This is a genomic window from Brachybacterium sp. AOP24-D1-21 (assembly GCF_052378665.1).
GTDB lineage: Bacteria > Actinomycetota > Actinomycetes > Actinomycetales > Dermabacteraceae > Brachybacterium.
In genome coordinates, this window is the sequence record NZ_JBQSXX010000002.1 from 257018 (window position 1) to 276148 (window position 19131).

A 19131-nucleotide genomic window follows, 5' to 3' on the forward strand; every position below is an offset into this window, starting at 1 on the left:
CTGCTCACTTCGCTCACGCCCTGTTGATCAGGGCCATGGCCTCGCCACGGGTGCTGGGGCTGTCGCGCAGCATTCCTCGCACGGCGCTGGTGACGGTGCGGGCGCCGGCCGCGCGCACTCCTCGCATCGACATGCACATGTGCTCGGCCTCGATCACCACGATCGCCCCGTCGGCGCCGAGCTCGTCCATCAGCGCGTCGGCGATCTGGGTGGTGAGCCGCTCCTGAACCTGGGGCCGGCGGGCGTAGACGTTCACCAGCCGGGCGAGCTTGCTGAGCCCGGTGACCGCGCCGCTGCCGGGGATGTATCCGACGTGGGCTGCGCCATGGAAGGGCAGCAGGTGGTGCTCGCACATCGAGTAGAAGGCGATGTCGCGCACCAGCACGAGCTCCTGGTGCTCGATGTCGAACGTGGTCGAGAGGGGCTCACGGGCATCCTGCGTGAGGCCCGAGAAGACCTCCGAGTACATCCGCGCCACCCGGGCTGGGGTCTCGAGCAGCCCGTCACGGTCGGGATCCTCACCGATCGCGGCGAGGATCTCCCGCACAGCGGCCTCGATCCGGGGCTGGTCCACGCTCATCTCAGCGCTCCGTCCCCTCGGTGCTGCCGTAGTCAGTGCTGCCGTAGCCGTAGCCGGTGCCGCCCTCTCCGGGGGCACCACCCTGCGGGGCGCCCGGGATCTGCGGGCCCTCACCACCGGGGTGCGGCAGCTCGGGGGCGCCCGGCTGCAGTGGCTCCCCGGCGTCGTGCGCCTCGGTACCGGTCGCGGTGATCGTCGCCCCGACGGACGGCGCGGCCAGCGCGGGACGCTCGGCGCTGGAGACCCAGACCTCGCGCGGCGGCTGCTTCTTGACATCGCGGAAGATCACGGCGAGCTCGTGCTCGTTGAGGGTCTCCCGCTCGAGCAGCTCCTCCACCAGGCGGTCCAGCACGTGACGGTTCTCCACGATTACGGCCCAGGCCTCGTCCAGCGCGGTGTCCAGCAGCATCCGGACCTCCTGATCCACGAGGCTCGCGGTCTCTGCGCTGAAGCGGGGGGCCTGCCCCTGCTGCATCCCCACGAACACCTCGTCCTGCTCGCCGGCCAGGGCGACCTGGCCCACGGCGTCGCTCATCCCGAGCTGCATCACCATGGTGCGGGCGATCTTGGTGGCGTTCTGCAGATCCGAGCTGGGACCGGTGGTGACGTCGTGGAAGATGCTCTCCTCCACCGCGTAGCCGCCGAGCGCGTAGGCCAGCCGATCCAGCAGCTCGTTGCGGGACTGGTAGTTGCGGTCCTGGGTGGGGACCACCATCGTGTAGCCGCCGGCGCGGCCGCGCGGCAGGATCGTCACCTTGGTGACGGGGGCGGAGTTGTTCATGGCCGCCGCGACCAGGGCGTGGCCGCCCTCGTGGTACGCGGTCATCTGACGTTCACGCTCGCTCATCACCTTCGAGTAGCGCTGCGGCCCCATGGAGACACGGTCGATCGCCTCATCCAGGGCGCGATTGTCGATGATCTGGTTGCCGGAGCGTGCGGTCAGCAGCGCCGCTTCGTTCAGGACGTTCGCGAGATCGGCACCGGACATGCCGATGGTGCGCTTGGCGACGTGCTCGAGGTCGACGTCGTGCGCGAGCGGCTTGCCCTTGGCATGCACGCCGAGGATCTGCAGGCGGCCCTTCATATCGGGGGCCTCGACAGCGATCTGGCGGTCGAACCGTCCCGGTCGCAGCAGCGCGGGATCCAGGATGTCCACGCGGTTGGTGGCGGCGATGAGGATGACGTTCTGGTTCTCGTCGAACCCGTCCATCTCCACCAGCATCTGGTTCAACGTCTGCTCGCGCTCGTCGTGACCGCCGCCCATGCCAGCACCGCGGTGGCGGCCGACGGCGTCGATCTCGTCGATGAAGATGATCGCCGGAGAGTTCTCCTTGGCGGTGTTGAACAGGTCGCGCACGCGGCTCGCGCCGACGCCCACGAACATCTCCACGAAGTCCGAGCCGGAGATCGAGTAGAAGGGCACGTTCGCCTCGCCTGCCACGGCCTTGGCCAGCAGGGTCTTGCCGGTGCCGGGCGGGCCGTAGAGCAGCACGCCCTTGGGGATCTTCGCGCCGACTGCCTGGTACCGCCCGGGGTCGACGAGGAACTGCTTGATCTCGTCGAGCTCCTCGACGGCCTCCTCGGCGCCTGCCACGTCCGCGAAGGTGACCTTGGGGGCCTCCTTGTTGAACAGCTTGGCCTTGGACTTCCCGAACTGCATCGCCTTGCCGCCGCCCTGGGCGTTCATGATCAGGAACCAGAACAGGCCGATGAAGATCAGCAGCGGGAGGAAGGACAGCAGCAGGGTGGACCACCAGGAGCTGCTGGCGATCTCGTCCGTGTACCCCTTGGCCGGAGCCGCGTCCTCGACGGCCTGCACCACGGCCTCACCGCGCGCGTCGACGTAGGAGAAGCGCACCTCGGTGCCCTTGTTCTCCTCGCCGTCCACGAAGTCCTCGGTCAGGACCAGGTCGACCCGCTGCTGGTTGCCGTCGATGATCTTCGCCTGCTCGACAGTGCCGCCGGCCAGCAGCTCGAGTCCCTGCTGGGTGTCGATCTGCTGATAGCCGTCGCGGCCGAACAGGGAGAACATCGCCATGCCCAGCAGCAGGGCGACGATGATCCACAGCGCCAGCCCGGTGAACGGGCGACGCTTCTTGCCGCCGGAGCTCTTGGACTTGGGGGAATCTGCCATGGGATCAGTCCTCGTAGATCGAGCGCGCGAGGACGCCCACGTAGGGGAGGTTGCGGTAGTTCTCGGCATAGTCGAGCCCGTAGCCGATGACGAATTCGTTGGGGATGTCGAAACCGACGTACTTCACGTCGATCTCCACCCGCGCCGCCTCGGGCTTGCGCAGCAGTGCGGCGATCTCGACGCTCTTGGGACCCCGTGAGCGCAGGTTGGACAGCAGCCACTTCAGGGTGAGCCCGGAATCGATGATGTCCTCGACGATGAGCACGTTGCGCCCGGTGATGTCGCCGGAGAGGTCCTTGAGGATGCGCACGACGCCCGAGGACTTGGTGCCCGAGCCGTAGGAGGAGACGGCCATCCAGTCCATCTCGACCTTGAGGTCGATCTGGCGGGCGAGATCCGCCATCACCATCACCGCGCCGCGCAGAACGCCCACGAGGACCGGCGGTTCATCCGCATAGTCCTCGGCGATCTGCTGACCGAGCTCGGCGAGGCGTTCGCGGATCTGCTGCTCGTCCAGCAGCACGCGGTCGACATCGGGGTGGGGGTGCGTCTGGGGCACGCGGATCTCCTCCATGGAACGTGGTGGGGTGCGTCCGCCGCGGATCACGGATCGAGGCGGCGCCACACCAACAGGCCGTCGCGGCGAGCGACCTCGATCCTACCTGGAACGGGCACCGCTGCCTGACCGTGCCATGAGACCACCAGCGCATCGATCGCGAGCACCTGGCGTCGGAGCAGCGACTTCGAGGATCCGCCGGTGCTGCCGCCCTGCGGCTTTGCGCGGTCAGCGGAACGCGTGGCGTCGCGCAGGACCCGGGTGCGCAAGGGCGCCGGGGCGGCGGCCAGGGCGTGCACATCCAGGAGCAGCAGATCGCCGTCCTCGCGCAGCTCTCCCCCGTCGCGTCGCAGCGAGGGCAGCAGTGCCTGCGCCTCCCGGTCGAGATGATCCACATCAGGGCGCACCAGGTCGGCGCTGCGGGCCAGGTTCTCGTCGAGTTGTTCACCGAGGATCTCCCGCAGCAGCGGGAGTGCCTGATGCCGTACCCGTGAGCGCAGCAGGGTGGGGTCCGCATTCATCGGGTCCTCCCACCACTGGAGGTCGTGGAGGCGGCAGATCTCCTCGGTGTCGCTGCGCCGCAGTGCCGTGCGCTCGTCGCGTCCGGTGCCCAGGAAGGGACGCAGCAGAGCGCCCCGCGTGCGCGGGATCCCTGCCAACGCCCGAGGGCCCGCTCCTCGGGCGATCCCCATCAGCACCTGCTCGGCCTGGTCATCGAGCGTGTGCGCCATCAGCAGGGCGAGCGCTCCTCGCTCCTCCCGCGCAGACTCCAGGGCGTCGTGGCGGGCGGTTCGTGCCGCATTCTCGATTCCGCCGGGTGCGTCGGCATCGACCTGCACGCGCAGCACCTGCCCTTCGGCGCCGAGCTGCTGCGCCTGGATCAGGGCTCGCTCGGCGACCTCCGCCGACCCCTCCTGCAGACCGTGGTCGACGATCGCCGCCTCCGTCTCCAGGCCCATCCGCGAGCCCACCCAGACGGTCGTCGCCAGCAGGGCGAGGGAATCGGCTCCCCCGCTGAGCCCGACCAGCAGTCGAGGGGCGAGATGGCCGACGGCGGTGTCATCGGCGAGCTGTTCGATGCGCGCGGTCAGCGAGGCGCGCACGGCGGTGCGGGCGCGGGCGATCACCGGGGGCGGGCCGGCCATCAGTCGACCTGCACGATCTCGGCGGCGACCTGGTCCACTGCGGCGCGGGCCGCGGCGGCGTCCGCGCCGTCGAAGCCGTGCACCACGATCGAATAGCCGACGGTGCGACCGTCGGGCAGGACGGCCACTCCGGCGAGGGTGGCGGCACCGCCGAGATAGCCGGTCTTGCCGCGCACCAGGCCGCTCGCATCCTCAGTGCCGTCGGCGTGGAAGCGGTCGGCAAGCGTGCCCGAAAGACCCGCGATCGGGACGTCGAAGAGGATCTGCTCGAGCCTGGGCACCTCTCCGGAGGCCACCTCGGCCAGCACCGCCGAGAACAGGGCGGGCGGCACCCGGTTCTGGCGAGAGAGTCCCGAGCCGTCATGCAGCTCGAGCGCGGCGAGGTCCGTGTCCGGCACCCCGATCTCCGCAGCCAGATCTCGGATCTCGGCCTCGACGGCGGCGGCCGCCCCCACCGGCGTGGTCTCCTCGCCACGGGAGAGCGCGACCAGGTGCGCGAGCAGCTCCGCGGTGGTGTTGTCGGAGATCAGCAGGGTGTGGCGCACGATCTCCGCGAGCGGCTCGGAATGGATCTCGACCGATGGCACGTCCTCGGGCGCCACGCCCTCGGAGAGCGTCCCGGTGACCTCGAGACCCGCCTCGACCAGCAGTTCGGCGAAGCGGCGCGCCGCATCCCCGGCAGGGTCGGTGGATTTGGCGCCGTACTGCTGCCCGTCGAGCCAGCCGCCCTCCAGCGCCAGGCTGGCGGTGGGAGTCACCCACCCGCCGGCGGGGCCGTTGTTCCCCCAGGCCTCATTGGCGCCGCCGACGAGATAGGTGTCATCGAGGACCACCGAGACCTGCGTCGTGCCCTGGCTCGTGGCCAGCTCGGCAGTCCGGATCGCGAGATCGCGCAGCTCCTCCTCGCTGAGAGTCATGTCACCGCCGCCGATCAGGGTCACCACGCCGTCCTGCACGGCGGCTCGGGTGGTGAGCACCTCGTCGCCGCTGTATCGGCGCAGCACCGCGGCGGCGGTGAGCATCTTCAGCGTCGAGGCGGGCACGAGCGCGACGTCGGCCTCCCGTTCTGCGAGCACCTCACCGGTCCCGGCATCGACCACGCTGAACGCCAATCCGCTGTCGACCACGGGCAGCAGGGCTCCCGCAGCCATGCGTCCTTCGAGGTCAGCCGGGTCCACCGGGTCACCGCTGCGATCGATGGGGGGAAGCAGTTCGGAGGCTCCGAGACGTTCCCAGTCCTCCGCCACGGCACGCGGTCCGGAGGCCGGGCCCTCGTCGACCGTAGCGACGGTGAGCACCCCGGGAAAGGCGTCGGTGAGGTCCCCGAGCATGTAGAAGCTCGTGGGCACCGCCGCGCACATCACGATCGCGGTGGTGCGCCAGATGCGTTCCGTTGCTCTCAGGGCCATGACCCCACGATATGGTGTCCGGGTCATTACCAGAGGCCCACGGGGCCGGAGCAATGGAGCGGCTGTCGTGGAATTTGATGTGACCATCGAGATCCCTCGCGGGAATCGCAACAAGTACGAGGTGGACCACCACAACGGTCGGATCAGGCTCGATCGGATGCTGTTCACCGCCACGCGTTACCCGGACGACTACGGCTTCATCGAGGGGACCCTCGGCGAGGACGGCGATCCGCTGGACTGCCTGGTGCTGCTCGAGGAGCCCACCTTCCCCGGCTGCCTGATCCGCTGCCGCGCGCTCGGCATGTTCCGCATGCGGGACGAAGCCGGCGGTGACGACAAGATCATCGCGGTGCCGGTCGGCGACCAGCGTCAGGTGCGCCGCCAGGAGCTGACCGACGTCAGCGAGTTCCACCGCCTGGAGATCCAGCACTTCTTCGAGGTCTACAAGGACCTCGAGCCGGGCAAGAGCGTCGAGGGCGCGCACTGGGAGGGCCGCAGCGTTGCGGAGGCGGAGATCCGTCGTTCCTACCGTCGCGCCGTCGGCACTGAGCACGCGAACGCCTTCACGCAGGAGATGTGAGCGTCCGGGGGCGACGCCGCCCCCGTCGCCACCGTCCAGAAGAGGGCCGACCCGAGCGGGTCGGCCCTCTTCTGGTTTCTCGTCCTCGTCCCCTTCGCGGGGCCCAAATTCACTTCGTGCGCATCGTCCGCGCACGAGCACTGAGCTGTGCCCGGCGCGGTACGGCGCGGTGCTCAGGCGTCCAGCGCGCTCTGCTCTCCTGCGAGCTCACCCTCGAGGGTCAGCTCCTGGGAGAAGATCTCGAGCATCGCCTCGACGACCGACTTCGACACCGCCCGGGCGCCGAGCCCCCCGATGACGGCTCCGATGCCGAAGGGCAGCAGCCGCATCAGCCACAGCTTGCCGGTCCGCGCCACCACCCGGCGGCGCACATAGCGCGAGACCTGCTTGCTGATCAGGCCGGGCACGAAGCCACCTCCGCCGTTGAGGACGGAGTGCCACTGCAGCCCCTGCTTGCCCATCGCTTTGGCGATGATCTCGGTGCCGCGCTCGCCGCCGAGCACGCCCATCAGCACCAGGCGGCGGGTGCTCTTGTCGGTCATGTCGACGCCGTGGATCTCCGCCGCGGCAAGGGTGAGGAAGGCGCAGGCCTCGGCGAAGGTGACTCCCTCGCCGACGGTCAGGCCGAGCGCTGCCGCGGTGCCGAGCCCGGGCAGCGCCGCGACGCCGCCGATCCCCGCTCCGGCGGCGGTGGTCAGCGTGGTGAATCGCTTCGTGACGCGCTCGAGCAGCTGCCGATCGGTCTCCTCGGGGTGCTTCTGGCGAAGCTTGTGCACGTAGCTGTGCGCGAGCGGGGCCTGCACCTTCAGCGCGGCATCGATCAGTGCCAGCCAGCGCTCGTCGATCTGCTCGGCGAGCTCGCCATCTGCGGGCAGCGCATCCGGGCCGTTCTGGTCATCGCGCGGGATGCTCGGGTCGCTCTGTGCCACCGTCAGCTCCGTTCTGTGGGGTCATGAACAGGGTCAAGGTACCGCCTCGTGGGGCGCCAGTCTGAAGACTCTTTGGACTGCTGGCTCTTCGGACTGTGCCCGCTCAGCCGATCATGACCTCGCCGTCGCCGAGCTCGGCGATCTCGCCGGTCAGCCCGAGCCGACGCACCGCCTCTCCGAGGTCGGCGTAGTGCGCGGTGTATCCGGCCTCCATGAATGAGCGGGGCACGGAGACGTCATGACACAGGGTGCCGCCCAGGTGGTCGGTCTCGTGCTGGAAGATGCGGGCCGTCCACCCCACGTGCTCTTCGTCGATCTCCTGCAGCCGGCCGTCGGGCAGCAGCTCGGTCGCACGCAGTCGCACCCGTCGTGAGCGCGGCACGATCGACTGCCAGCCGTCTACCGAGAGGCACCCCTCGAAGGCGTAGACCCGCTGCTCTCCGAGCAGCTCGACGACGGGATCCAGCAGGGCGCGCAGAGCGAGCGGGCGCCGCTCCAGCAGATCGTCGTCCGGGTCCTCCCCCTCCTCCGCCGCGAAGGAGTCCTCGACCACGTAGAACCGCAGCGGCAGGCCGACCTGAGGAGCTGCCAGCCCCACGCCCGGCGCCTTGTGCATCGTGATCGTCATCGCCTCGGCGAGCTCGAGCAGGAGCCCGACGTCGATCCGCCCCACAGCGGTCACGGCCTTCCTCCGCAGCGCGGGATGGCCTGCCTGCACTATCCGCAGGGGGTCGCCCTCCTTCGCACGGCGGTCCAGGATCTTCCGAGTCAGCTCAGTGATGTCCACATCGCCAGTATCCCGCAGCCCGAGCGCACTGGGCGCGCTCCAGTCGACGAGGCCGTCCGTGGATTGCGCAGAGTCTCGCACGGGCGTCGGACACGGACGGCGGAGCGGCGGAGGAGCGGGGGCGGAGCGGGGGCGGAGCGGCGGAGAGGCTCCCGCGGGCGACAGAGTCCCGAGACGTGAGACACGCCTCGCCCTGTGCACCCATCCAGATGAGAGCTGGGCTACACTTTATCGAGCCAGTGCGATGAAGCACCCCTCGTGGGAGCGACATCCACTCGGCCACGTATCACTTCACAACGGACCGTCCGGCACGTACCTGCCGGTGAAGGAGAACCACCATGGCAACAGTCACGTTCGATAATTCCTCGCGCGTCTACCCGGGACAGGAACGTCCCGCGGTCGACAACCTCAACATCGAAGTCGGGGATGGCGAATTCCTCGTGCTGGTCGGGCCCTCCGGCTCCGGCAAGTCGACCGCGCTGCGCATGCTCGCAGGCCTCGAGGAGATCGACGCAGGCCGCATCCTGATCGGCGATCGTGACGTCACCGACGTCCCGCCGAAGGACCGCGACATCGCGATGGTGTTCCAGAACTACGCGCTGTACCCGCACATGACGGTCGCCGACAACATGGGCTTCGCCCTGAAGATCGCCGGCAACCCGAAGGCCGAGATCCGCAAGCGCGTCGAGGACGCCGCCGAGATCCTCGACCTCACCGAGTACCTCGACCGTAAGCCCAAGGCGCTCTCCGGTGGTCAGCGCCAGCGTGTGGCCATGGGCCGCGCGATCGTCCGTTCGCCGCAGGTGTTCCTCATGGATGAGCCCCTGTCGAACCTCGATGCGAAGCTGCGTGTGGCGACCCGTACTCAGATCGCGTCGCTGCAGCGCCGCCTCGGCGTCACCACGGTCTACGTCACCCACGACCAGACCGAGGCCATGACCATGGGCGACCGCGTCGCAGTGCTGAACTTCGGCGTTCTGCAGCAGCTCGACACCCCGCGCCGCATGTACGACCACCCGAACAACGTGTTCGTCGCCGGCTTCATCGGCTCCCCCGCCATGAACCTGTTCGACACCAACCTCACCGATCAGGGTGCCGAGTTCGGTGGCGTCGTGGTCCCCGTGGATCGCTCGACCCTCTCGGAGACCGATCAGAGCACGGTCACCATCGGCATCCGTCCCGAGGACCTCGAGATCGCTCCCGACGGCCAGGGCATCGCCGTCGAGGTCGACCTCGTCGAGGAGCTCGGCGCGGACGCCTTCATCTACGGCCGTCGCGCAGGAAGCGAAGAGACGTCCAAGCCGTTCATCGCGCGCGTCGACGCCCGTCGCCCTCCGAGCAAGGGTGAGACGGTCTACTTCCGTCCCACCGAAGGCCACATCCACCTCTTCGACGCGAAGAGCGGTCTGCGCCTGGGCGACTGACCTCGCCAGCTGACTCGTGCGACGGGCGCCCGGCTGCTGCCGGGCGCCCGTCGCTGTTGTTTCTGGCACGTCCTCGCGGTGTGCGGTGCGTCCTGACGACGTGACATCATGCCGGGAGTGGTCGAAGCATCCCCGCTCGGGAGAGAATGGAGCAATGGCACCTCTGGAGATCACCGCGTCCCGTGCAGATCCTGCACTGCTGGACCTGCCGTGGGAGGAACCGCTGGAGCAATGGCCCGAGGACATCCTCGCCGCCCTCCCGCGAGGCATCTCCCGTCACGTCGTGCGCTTCGTACGCGTCTCGGGACGAGTCCTCGCCCTCAAGGAGATCTCCAAGAACCTCGCCCAGCGCGAGTACGACATGCTGAGGATCCTGGGACGACTCGGGATCCCCTGCGTGGAGCCCTTCGCCGTGATCTCCGGTCGCACCACTGCCACGGGTGAGCCTCTGGACGCGATGCTGATCACGCGCCATCTCCAGTTCTCCCTGCCATATCGCGCGGTGTTCAGCCAGGTATCCCGCCCGGACACGGCGCACCGCCTGCTCGACGCACTGGCCGTCCTGCTCGTCCACCTCCATCTCGAGGGCTTCTACTGGGGAGACGTCTCCCTGTCCAACACCCTCTTCCGGCGAGACGCCGGCGCCTTCGCCGCGTACCTCGTCGATGTCGAGACCGGCGCGCTCCATGAACGGCTCACCGTGGGCCAGCGCCAGTACGACCTCGACCTCGCCCGCACCAACATCATCGGTGAGCTGATGGACCTCCAGGCCGGGGACATGTTCGACCCCGACGCAGATCCCGTCGCCGTGGGCGACGACCTGGTCTCCCGCTATGAGGACCTGTGGGAGACCCTGACCTCACGGGAGCGGTTCTCCGCCGACGAGCGCTGGCGGGTCTCGGCCCGGATCGAGAAGCTCAACGCGCTCGGCTTCGATGTGGGCGAGCTCGAGATCACCACCGACCTCGACGGCACCACGCTGTCGATCATGCCCAAGGTGGTCGACGCCGGGCACCACTCGCGCCGTCTGCTGAGGCTCACCGGGATCGATGCCCAGGAGAACCAGGCCCGGCGGCTGCTCAACGACCTCGACCAGTTCCGCGCCGATACCGAGCAGCAGCTCGAGGACGAGGAGTTCGTGGCCCACGAGTGGCTGAAGGACCAGTACGAGCCGGTCGTCCGTGCGGTCCCCAGGACGATGCGCTCCAAGCTCGAGCCCCCTGAGTTCTTCCACGAGATCCTCGAGCACAAGTGGTTCCTCTCCGAGCAGGGCGGGCAGGATGTGAGCCTGGACGACACCGTGCGGCACTACATCCTCAACGTCCTGATCCATCGGCCGGACGAGAGATCACTGGTGACCACCGAGACCTCGGCATTGCCGATCTTCGAATGAGGAGAGGAGCACTTCGCCCCATGCGTCGTGAACGAAGCCGGGGACCGGCGCGCCTGGACAACCTCAGCCTGCGCGAGCAGCTGAAGGTCGACCGGCTTCCGCTGCGCCTGCTCCAGATGATGCTGGGCCTGACAGGATTCGGCGTCTCGCTGGCGATGCTGCTCGAATCCGGGCTGGGCGGTGCCCCCTGGGACGTGCTGCACGCCGCGGTCGCGGACCGCATCGGGTTGAGTGTCGGTTCGGTGAGCATCGCCGTGAGCTTCGTGGTGCTGCTGCTGTGGATCCCGCTGCGCGAACGGATCGGGATCGGCACCGTGGCGAACTCGATCTGGGTCGGAGTGAGCATCGACCTGGGCATGATGGTGCTCCCCGAAGCGCCCACGCTGCCGATCGCCGTGGCGATGATGCTCGCCGGCGTGATCCTCAACGGCATCAGCGGCGCCGTCTACATCGGCGCCCAGCTCGGCGCCGGTCCGCGTGACGGGCTGATGACGGGATTGGGGCGCGTGCTGCGTCGACCTGTCGGCCCGGTGCGCATCGCGCTCGAGATCCTGGTGCTGGCGACCGGGTGGGCGCTGGGAGGCCCGCTCGGGGCGGGAACGGTGCTCTATGCGATCGGGCTGGGCCCGATCATCCAGCTCACCCTCCCGTACGTGACCCTACGGGTGCGGACGGACCCCGAGCGGTCAGTCCCAGCTCAGCAGCGTCGCGCGGCGCAGCCCAGTCCCTGAGGCACCCGCACGCCGAAGCTCAGCCCGGTCCCTGAGCGCCCGCACGCCGGAGAGCTCAGCCCAGTCCCTGACGCGCCCGCACGCCGGAGAGCTCGTACAGTGCGATCGCGGCCGCCACCGAGGCGTTCAGCGATTCCGCACGACCGCCCATCGGGATCGACACCACCTGGTCGCTGAGCTCTCGCGTCAGACGTGAGAGGCCCTTGCCCTCCGCGCCGACCACCAGTGCCGTCGGCTGGGTGCCGAGCTCGAGCTCGCGGGAGGTCACATCGCCGTCCGCGTCGAGGCCGAGCACGAAGACGCCCTCCTCCTTGAGCGAGGTCAGGGCGCGGTTGAGGTTGGTGACCTGGGCGACGCGGACCCGGCCTGCGGCACCGGCCGCGACCTTCCAGACGCTGGCGGTCATCGACACGCTGCGCCGCTCGGGCAGGATCACGCCATGCGCACCGAAGGCATCGGCGGAACGCAGGATCGCGCCGAGGTTGCGGGGGTCGGTGATCCCGTCAAGAGCGACCAGCAGCGGCGGCTCGAAGCGGTCAGCGGCGATGCTCAGCAGGTCGTCGAGCTCGGCGTACTCATAGGGCGGAATGGTCAGGGCGACACCCTGATGCACGGCGTGGTCAGTCATCCGGTCCAGGTCGGTGCGCTGAGCCTCCGCGATCGGCAGATTGCGGGCGGTGGCCAGACGCATGATCTCGCCCACCCGCTCGTCGCTGTCCATCCGGACCATGACGGTCAGCTGCGTGGCGGGGACGCCCTCACGCAGCGCCTCGAGCACGGCGTTGCGGCCCGCGACCTGGTCACTGCCCGGCAGCTTCCGGGCGCCCTTGGCGCCGGGACCGCGGCGCCCGGCTGCTCCACCGGATGCCGCAGCACCGCCCTTGTAGGCCTTGTGGTACGTGCGGTCCTCCGCTTTGGGCGTCGGCCCCTTGCCCTCGAGCGCACGGCGGCGCACACCGCCTGAACCGACGGTCGCGCCCTTCTTGCCCTTGCGCATCGCACCGCGTCGCGTGCTGTTCCCTGCCATCAGATGTCTCCTCAGTCCTTCAGTTCTTGGTGTCGAGGGTCCAACGGGCACCCTCGGGCCCGTCCTCGATACGAATGCCTGCAGCGATCAGGGCGTCGCGCAGCGCATCTGCGCGAGCCCAGTCCTTCTCCGCGCGAGCCGCTTCCCGGGCGGCGAGCTGGGCGGTGATCAGCGAGTCCAGTGCCGCATGCTCGGCGCCTTCAGCGCCCGTGCCGCTCCCCCACCGGTCGGAGAGGGGGTCCAGGCCCAGCACGTCCAGCATGGCGCGCAGCTGGCCCAGACCGGAGGCGATCTCTGCCTCTGCAGCGCCGGCGGCGAGCAGGGAGTTCAGGGAGGACTGCTCGCGGTGGATCACTGCGAGCGCCTCGGGGACCGCGAGGTCATCGTCCATCGCGGCCACGAAGTCTGCGGGCAGCTCGAGCGCGTGCAGCTCGGCCTCGGGTGCCGCCAGCGGATGGTCCCCGAGGAGCTGGGCGGCACGACGCGCCGTGGCGCTGAAGCGCTCCCAGACGGTCTCCGCCTCCCGCATCGCCGTCGCGTTGTACTCGACGGTGGCGCGGTAGTGGCCGCTCACCAGGGCGAGCCGTACGGCCGGCGTCGGATGCTCGGCCAGTGCCCGGGCGGCGGTGACGAAGTTGTCGAGGCTCTTGCCCATCTTCAGACCGTCCACCGTGAGCACCCCGGCATGCATCCACTGGCGGGCGAAGCCGAAGCCGGCGGCGTGGGACTGCGCCTGCTCGTTCTCATGGTGCGGGAAGCGCAGGTCCAGGCCCCCGGCGTGGAGGTCGAAGGTCTCCCCGAGATACTTGCGGCTCATGGCCGAGCACTCGAGGTGCCATCCGGGACGGCCTCGCCCGAAGGGGGTGTCCCAGGCGGCGCTGACGGGCTCCGTGTCCTTCGCCGCCTTCCACAGCGCGAAGTCGCGACGGTCCCGTTTGCCGGGCTCCATCGCCTCGCCGGCGTCCTGCATGTCCTCCAGGGACTGGCGGGTGAGCGACCCGTAGGTGGGGTGGGAGGCCACATCGAAATAGACCGAGCCGTGACCGTCGGGATAGGCGTGGCCACGCTCGATGAGCAGCTGCATCAGCTCGATCATCTCGGGCACATGGCCGGTCGCACGCGGCTCGTAGGTGGGCCGACGATTGCCGATCTCATCGAGCACGTCCTGGAATTCGCGCTCGAAGCGCAGGGACCATGCCCACCACTCGGCGCCCACCTCGGCGGACTTCACGAGGATCTTGTCGTCGATGTCGGTGACATTGCGGATATGGGTCACCGCGAGGCCGCTGCGCTCGAGCCAGCGCACCAGCACGTCGAAGGCGAGGAATGTGCGCAGATGGCCGAGGTGCGGGGCTCCCTGGGTCGTCGGGCCGCAGACGTACAACGACACCGCCCCCGCGCGCACCGGGATGAAGGGTGCGGTCGTACGGGTGGCGGTGTCATGCAGGTAGAGGCTCACGCACCCAAGGGTACTGCCCTCAGGAGCGGCCCACGGCCCACGGCTCGCGCGAAGGTCGGGCGCCCAGCCCGGCGGTTCAGTCTGTGCGAGCGCTGATCAGTCCGTGCGAGCGCTGACCTGCTTGCCGTAGAGCTCGTCGAAGGTGTCGTCATAGGACACCGCATTCTGACGACGCTTGCCCTGCACGGCGCTCACGGCGCCCTGGGCCGTCTCGATGGTGGTCTCAGGTGCCTTGAGCTTCTTGTAGACCACGAAGGCGACGGCTCCGACGACCACGCCGAGCACGATGAAGACGCCCGCGACGATCAGGAACGCGGCCCAGAACGGCAGGCCCAGCGCCTCCAGACCGTTGGCGGCGGCGAACAGCAGCATCACCCAGGCCGAGAGCAGGAGGAACAGGATCACCGCGGCGCAGGCGGCGATGATGCCCAGCTTGATCGCGAGAGCGGTGAACTCCTTCTTCGCGATGTCGATCTCATGGTGCACGACACCGAGGAGCTCGTCACGGATGGACTGGACGAGCTCGCCGATGGACCGCTGGGTGGGCGGCGTGCTCGGGTCGTTCGTGGTGTTGATCATGATCTGAGCCTATCGCAGGGGGCAGGTCGTTCGAAGTTCGCGGGATGGGGATCCGTTGATCAGTCCACGGAGATCCGCTTGCGCTTCGTGGTCTCGGGCCGCGGGCCCGCGGAGGTCGTGCGACGCACCACGATGGACGGCGCGACCGCCACGTCCCGGGCCGGGCCCTCATGGCCGGAGACGCGCTCGACCAGGAACTGCGCGGCGAGCGCACCGAGTCGATCGGAGTTGGGATCCACGCTGGTCAGCTGGGACACCCCGGAGGCTGCGAGGGAGGTGTTGCCATATCCGGCCACCGCCAGCTCCTCGGGCACCGCGAAGCCGGCGTCACGTGCCGCGGCGAGCACACCGACCGCGGTGACGTCGTTCGCACAGGTGACAGCCGTGGGGACCCGGCTGCCGCGCAGCAGCATCGATCCGGCGGTCTGGCCGACCTGTTCGGTGAAGTCACCGGGCTCGACCCGCGCGACGTCACCCAGGCCGTGACGGTCCATGGCCTTGCGGAAGGCATCCGCGCGCTCCCGGGCCACGGCCGCACCGACTCCGCCGACGTGCGCGATCTCGCGGTGACCGAGTCCGACCAGATGGTCCACCAGCAGCCCCTGCCCGACCTCGTCGTCGATGCGGACGGTGTCGAACCGGCCGACGAACTCCTGCGAGCAGCCGATCCCGACGAACGGCCGACTGCCGGTGGCCGCGAGCACGCTGTCCATGTCAGCCAGGTCGGAGATCATCAGGAAGCCGTCGACGCCGAGATGGACCAGGTTCTCGATCGCATCCGTGTCGGCGGCGACCGGGTACTCGGGCATGCGGCGACGTGTGGGAACCACCACTGCGGTGCGTCCGGTCGCGGTCAGCTCGATGCGGATCGCCCGCACCAGATCAGAGATCCAGGTGTTGCGCATGGTGTTCACGAGCACTGCGACCACGCCGCGGTGCTCGGTCTCCTCGCTGAGATCCGCGAGCGGGAAGTTCAGCCGTTCGGCCGCCTCCCGGACCCGGCGGATCATCTGCGGCTTGATCTCGTCGGACTCGCGCAGCGCGCGCAGTGCGACCGCGCTGGAGATGCCCAGAGAGTTCGCGACATCGTGAAGGGTGCCGCGGCCCTGATCATCGGCCTCGAGCTCAGCGGCTGTCCGCTCGACGTTCTCGATCACCTGCCCGGTGGAGCCGTCATCGGTGGCGGGTGACCCGGTGTCGGAAGCGGGGTCGATGGTCTCGTCGGAGGAAGTGGCGTCACTGCTCATGGACCCATTGAACCGCATTCTGCGACCCGATCCGGATCAGTCCGCGCGATGGAGTCGCGCGAACCCGTCGGACCGGGGGTTTTCCCCCAGTGAGACGGCGGGTGGGCACCGTGGGCCCGGTCCCCTCGCCGCGCATAGTGTCAGGGCATGGACGACTCCTCTGCCCGGGGCGCAGGGCGCTCGCGCTCCCGGCTCGCCCCCTCCGCCCTCGCCTCCGTGGTCGTGGGCGGGCTGCTGTTCTACAGCTGGTTCTGGGCGAGCCTCACCCTGCTGCTCGGCGGGCTCGCCTCCCTGCCCGCTCTCGGCACCGGCCTGCTGCTGCTGATCCCCTGGCTGCTGGTGATGCAGCTCGCTGTACGGGTGGAACGTCGGCGCGCCGTCGCCATCCACGGCATCCCCGTGATCCTTCCCCCGCGTCGGCGCTCGCGCCGCACCGGCATCTCCGGCTGGCTCAGCAACCGCTGGTTCGAGCTCGGTACCTGGGCGTTCTGGCGGGGAGTGCTGCATCACCACCTCGCGATCCTGGTCGCCGGGGCCTTCTTCACCGCGTTCGCGGTGTTCCTCTGGTTCGGCTGGACTGGGTGGGAGGCGGCTCTCGACCAGGGCACCGTGGAGGTGGGAGGGATCGAGCTCTCCCGCTGGTCGCTCGGAGCCATCGGCACCGCAGGCCTGGTGCTGGCCCTGGTGATGCTGGTGCTCGGGGCCCTCGCCGACCGAGGGCTCGCCCGGGGGCTGATCTCCGGCTCCGAGGACGATCTGCGCGAGCAGGTCGCCGAGCTGGCCGAACGCCGGCAGGGGGCGGTCGATGCCGCCGCGCAGGAGCGCCTGCGCATCGAGCGTGATCTCCATGACGGGGTGCAGCCGCGCCTCGTGAACCTCGCCATGACCCTCGGCATCGCGAAGAACACGGTCCGCACCGATCCCGATCGTGCCGAGCAGCTGGTCGGCGAGGCGCATGCGGAGGCCAAAGCCGTGATGACCGATCTGCGTCAGCTCGCGCGAGGCATCCACCCGGCCGTGCTCACCGACCGCGGGCTGGACGCCGCCCTGTCCGCGCTCGCGGCTCGTTCCCAGGTGCCGGTGGATCTGCAGGTCGACCTCGGCACCGAGAGCATGCCGGCCCTGGATCGGGAGCTCGAGGCGGTGGCCTACTTCGTGGTCGCCGAGGCGCTGACGAACATCGCCAAGCATGCCGAGGCGACGGCGGCGGACGTCTTCGTCCACCGGAACGAGTCCGCGCTGCGGGTGCGGATCCAGGACGACGGCCGAGGCGGTGCGCAGGTGCGCCGAGACGGTCTGTCCACCGGCCTGGCCGGGCTCACCGACCGGGTCCGTGCCACCGGGGGCCTGCTCGAAGTCACAAGCCCCACCGGCGGAGGCACGGCGCTGATCGCCGTGATCCCGCTCGCAGGCCGCACCGCCCCGGTGCCAGAGCTCGCCCACCCCACCACCCAGGAGGACCTCCGATGAGGATCGTGATCGCCGACGACGCCGTGCTGCTGCGCGCAGGACTCGAGCGCCTGCTCACCGAGGCCGGGCATGAGGTGGTCGCCGCAGTCGGCGACGGCAGCGCGCTGCTCAGCGCCATCTCGCAGCATCGTCCCGACCTCGCAGTGATCGATGTGCGGATGCCACCCACCTTCACCGATGAAGGAGTCCGGGCCGCAGTGCTGATCCGGAGCCAGGATCCGGAGGTGTCGCTGCTGGTGCTCTCGCAGTACGTCGAGGAGCGCTATGCGTCCGAGCTGATCGCCGATTCCCCGTTCGGCCTGGGCTACGTGCTCAAGGACCGCGTCGCGGACGTCGACGACTTCCTGGGAGTGGTCGCGGACGTCGGAGCCGGCGGGACCTGGCTCGACCCCGAGGTGGTGCAGCAGATCTTCATCCGCTCCCGGCGCCGCCGCACCCTCGAGGGCATGACCCCGCGTGAGCGCGAGGTGCTCTCGCTGATGGCCCAGGGCCGCTCGAACCAGGCGATCGCCGACACCCTGTTCGTCTCCACCGGGAGCGTCGAGAAGCACATCTCCTCGCTGCTGGGCAAGCTCGACCTCCCTCCAGTCGACGGCGAGAACCGCCGTGTGATGGCGGTCCTGCGCTTTCTGGAATCCGAGGAACGCTGATGACCACCACCCGTCCGCCACTCCCGCCCAGCCCGGCTCCCCCGCCCAGCCCGGCCGCGACGTCCTCCTCCATCGCACCGCCGCAGTCGGCTCAGCCCATGGAGCGCCTCCTGCTCCCCGGGCAGCGACTGACCCCCTCCCCGGACCGGGACCGCCCCTGGCGTGCGCTGACCGTGCTGCTGGGCGCCATCATCGTGCTGCTGATGGTGGGCGGCCTCGCCGTCACGTCCGTCGCGAACTGGGCGTCGGGTCGCGGCTACTCCGAGATCTCCACGACCACTGGACTCGGCACTCCGGCCTCTCTGAACCTGGCCAGCCTGATGGGCACCATCCAGGTGCTGCCCTCAGATGATGTCGACGAGGTGACTCTCGCCCTGGTGGAGCCGGGCACCACGGGGCTCCCCTCACCGCGGGACACCACGCCGGCTCGACTCATCCACGACACCGACCCGACAGGCGCCACGGTGACCGTGCAGCAGCCGCAGAGTCATCTCGGGTGGCCGTGGACGGATCGCACGCGGGATCTGCTGCTGTTGGTCCCCTCCGACCTCGAGCTGTCCCTCGCGATCGACGCCGGCGTGGGCGACGTCGTGGTCGACGGCGATTTCAGCGCCTTGGACGTGCGCACCGATGTGGGCAATGTCGTGCTGGGGCCCCTCGGAGTCACCGACGCGCTGACGGTCTCCTCCGAGGTGGGTGATGTGGACATCGAGCTGGAGTCCCCGGCACCTGCCGACGCCCAGATCACCGCAGCGGTGGGCTACGTCGACCTGCAGCTGCCCACCGATTCCCGCGGCAGCATCAGCATCACCGCTGAACTGGGCGACGTGATGGTCACGGCCCCCGGCACCACCCGCTGGCATATCGACGCCGACTCGGATCTCGGAAGCGTCAGCGTGGATCCGGGCCTCACGGCCGGCTCCGACGCCGGGGACGGCACCCTCATCGTGACCGCAGGCGTCGGCGAGATCACCATCGAACGGTGACCCAGGTCGCCACGAGGCGTGACGAGGACGGGCCCCCGGTCGATG

18 protein-coding genes are annotated in these 19131 nt (G+C 69.4%); 7 read left to right on the forward strand and 11 right to left on the reverse strand.

Annotation, left to right across the window (positions count from 1 at the left end; translation table 11 throughout):
• Positions 1–13: 13 nt before the first annotated feature.
• Genes folE through ACT3UF_RS15885 form a run of 5 tightly spaced genes read right to left on the reverse strand, consistent with a single transcriptional unit; the run spans position 14 to position 5824 of the window.
• Positions 14–580, reverse strand: coding sequence for a GTP cyclohydrolase I FolE (gene folE / locus ACT3UF_RS15865; protein WP_441445473.1), 567 nt, complete (start codon positions 578–580; stop codon positions 14–16).
• Position 581: 1 nt separating this feature from the next.
• Positions 582–2714, reverse strand: coding sequence for an ATP-dependent zinc metalloprotease FtsH (gene ftsH / locus ACT3UF_RS15870; RefSeq protein WP_441445474.1), 2133 nt, complete (start codon positions 2712–2714; stop codon positions 582–584).
• 4 nt (positions 2715–2718) lie between these two features.
• On the reverse strand, positions 2719–3273 hold the full coding sequence (hpt, locus tag ACT3UF_RS15875) for a hypoxanthine phosphoribosyltransferase (RefSeq protein WP_441445475.1): 555 nt from the start codon (positions 3271–3273) through the stop codon (positions 2719–2721).
• A 44-nt stretch (positions 3274–3317) separates the two neighbouring features.
• Positions 3318–4415, reverse strand: a complete 1098-nt coding sequence (gene tilS / locus ACT3UF_RS15880; protein ID WP_441445476.1) for a tRNA lysidine(34) synthetase TilS — start codon at positions 4413–4415, stop codon at positions 3318–3320.
• Positions 4415–5824, reverse strand: coding sequence for a D-alanyl-D-alanine carboxypeptidase/D-alanyl-D-alanine-endopeptidase (locus ACT3UF_RS15885; protein WP_441445477.1), 1410 nt, complete (start codon positions 5822–5824; stop codon positions 4415–4417). Before ACT3UF_RS15885 ends, tilS begins: the two co-directional genes overlap by 1 nt.
• A 67-nt stretch (positions 5825–5891) precedes the next feature.
• Here ACT3UF_RS15885 and ACT3UF_RS15890 point away from each other — a divergent pair, with 67 nt between their 5' ends.
• A complete protein-coding gene (locus ACT3UF_RS15890) occupies positions 5892–6404 on the forward strand; it encodes an inorganic diphosphatase (protein ID WP_442332112.1) in 513 nt (170 codons plus the stop codon).
• A 173-nt stretch (positions 6405–6577) separates the two neighbouring features.
• Here ACT3UF_RS15890 and ACT3UF_RS15895 read toward each other — a convergent pair whose 3' ends face one another.
• Positions 6578–7333, reverse strand: a complete 756-nt coding sequence (locus ACT3UF_RS15895; protein WP_441445479.1) for a hypothetical protein — start codon at positions 7331–7333, stop codon at positions 6578–6580.
• A gap of 103 nt (positions 7334–7436) precedes the next feature.
• Positions 7437–8120 (reverse strand): peptide deformylase, encoded by a 684-nt coding sequence (locus ACT3UF_RS15900; protein ID WP_441445480.1) that lies wholly within the window; start codon positions 8118–8120, stop codon positions 7437–7439.
• 338 nt (positions 8121–8458) lie between these two features.
• Between ACT3UF_RS15900 and ACT3UF_RS15905 the strand changes: the two genes are divergently transcribed.
• The 3 genes from ACT3UF_RS15905 to yczE all read left to right on the forward strand — a co-directional run bounded on the left by ACT3UF_RS15905 (position 8459) and on the right by yczE (position 11668).
• The gene (locus tag ACT3UF_RS15905; RefSeq protein ID WP_444608428.1) at positions 8459–9544 is read left to right on the forward strand and encodes an ABC transporter ATP-binding protein; all 1086 of its coding nucleotides are present in this window, start codon (positions 8459–8461) and stop codon (positions 9542–9544) included.
• A 154-nt stretch (positions 9545–9698) separates the two neighbouring features.
• Positions 9699–10937: a DUF4032 domain-containing protein gene (locus ACT3UF_RS15910; RefSeq protein WP_441444396.1), complete on the forward strand. Its 1239-nt coding sequence runs from the start codon at positions 9699–9701 to the stop codon at positions 10935–10937.
• Between the two features lie 20 nt (positions 10938–10957).
• Positions 10958–11668, forward strand: a complete 711-nt coding sequence (yczE, locus tag ACT3UF_RS15915) for a membrane protein YczE (RefSeq protein ID WP_441444395.1) — start codon at positions 10958–10960, stop codon at positions 11666–11668.
• A gap of 55 nt (positions 11669–11723) precedes the next feature.
• Here the strand turns inward: yczE and rlmB are convergent, their stop codons facing one another.
• From rlmB to ACT3UF_RS15935, 4 genes are all read right to left on the reverse strand, one after another.
• A complete protein-coding gene (gene rlmB, locus ACT3UF_RS15920) occupies positions 11724–12695 on the reverse strand; it encodes a 23S rRNA (guanosine(2251)-2'-O)-methyltransferase RlmB (protein ID WP_441444394.1) in 972 nt (323 codons plus the stop codon).
• 19 nt (positions 12696–12714) lie between these two features.
• The gene (gene cysS, locus ACT3UF_RS15925) at positions 12715–14154 is read right to left on the reverse strand and encodes a cysteine--tRNA ligase (RefSeq protein WP_441444393.1); all 1440 of its coding nucleotides are present in this window, start codon (positions 14152–14154) and stop codon (positions 12715–12717) included.
• Between the two features lie 96 nt (positions 14155–14250).
• Positions 14251–14733 (reverse strand): phage holin family protein, encoded by a 483-nt coding sequence (locus ACT3UF_RS15930; protein ID WP_441444392.1) that lies wholly within the window; start codon positions 14731–14733, stop codon positions 14251–14253.
• A gap of 59 nt (positions 14734–14792) precedes the next feature.
• Complete coding sequence (locus ACT3UF_RS15935; RefSeq protein WP_441444391.1) at positions 14793–15980, reverse strand: LacI family DNA-binding transcriptional regulator; 1188 nt, start codon at positions 15978–15980, stop codon at positions 14793–14795.
• A gap of 147 nt (positions 15981–16127) precedes the next feature.
• On the opposite strand from ACT3UF_RS15935, the gene ACT3UF_RS15940 reads away from it, so the two are divergent.
• Genes ACT3UF_RS15940 through ACT3UF_RS15950 form a run of 3 tightly spaced genes read left to right on the forward strand, consistent with a single transcriptional unit; the run spans position 16128 to position 19086 of the window.
• Entirely contained in the window at positions 16128–17450 is a 1323-nt protein-coding gene (locus ACT3UF_RS15940) for a sensor histidine kinase (protein WP_442331740.1), read from the forward strand.
• Positions 17447–18100, forward strand: coding sequence for a response regulator (locus ACT3UF_RS15945; RefSeq protein ID WP_441444389.1), 654 nt, complete (start codon positions 17447–17449; stop codon positions 18098–18100). Before ACT3UF_RS15940 ends, ACT3UF_RS15945 begins: the two co-directional genes overlap by 4 nt.
• The gene (locus tag ACT3UF_RS15950; RefSeq protein WP_441444388.1) at positions 18100–19086 is read left to right on the forward strand and encodes a hypothetical protein; all 987 of its coding nucleotides are present in this window, start codon (positions 18100–18102) and stop codon (positions 19084–19086) included. Before ACT3UF_RS15945 ends, ACT3UF_RS15950 begins: the two co-directional genes overlap by 1 nt.
• The last annotated feature ends 45 nt before the right edge of the window (positions 19087–19131 follow it).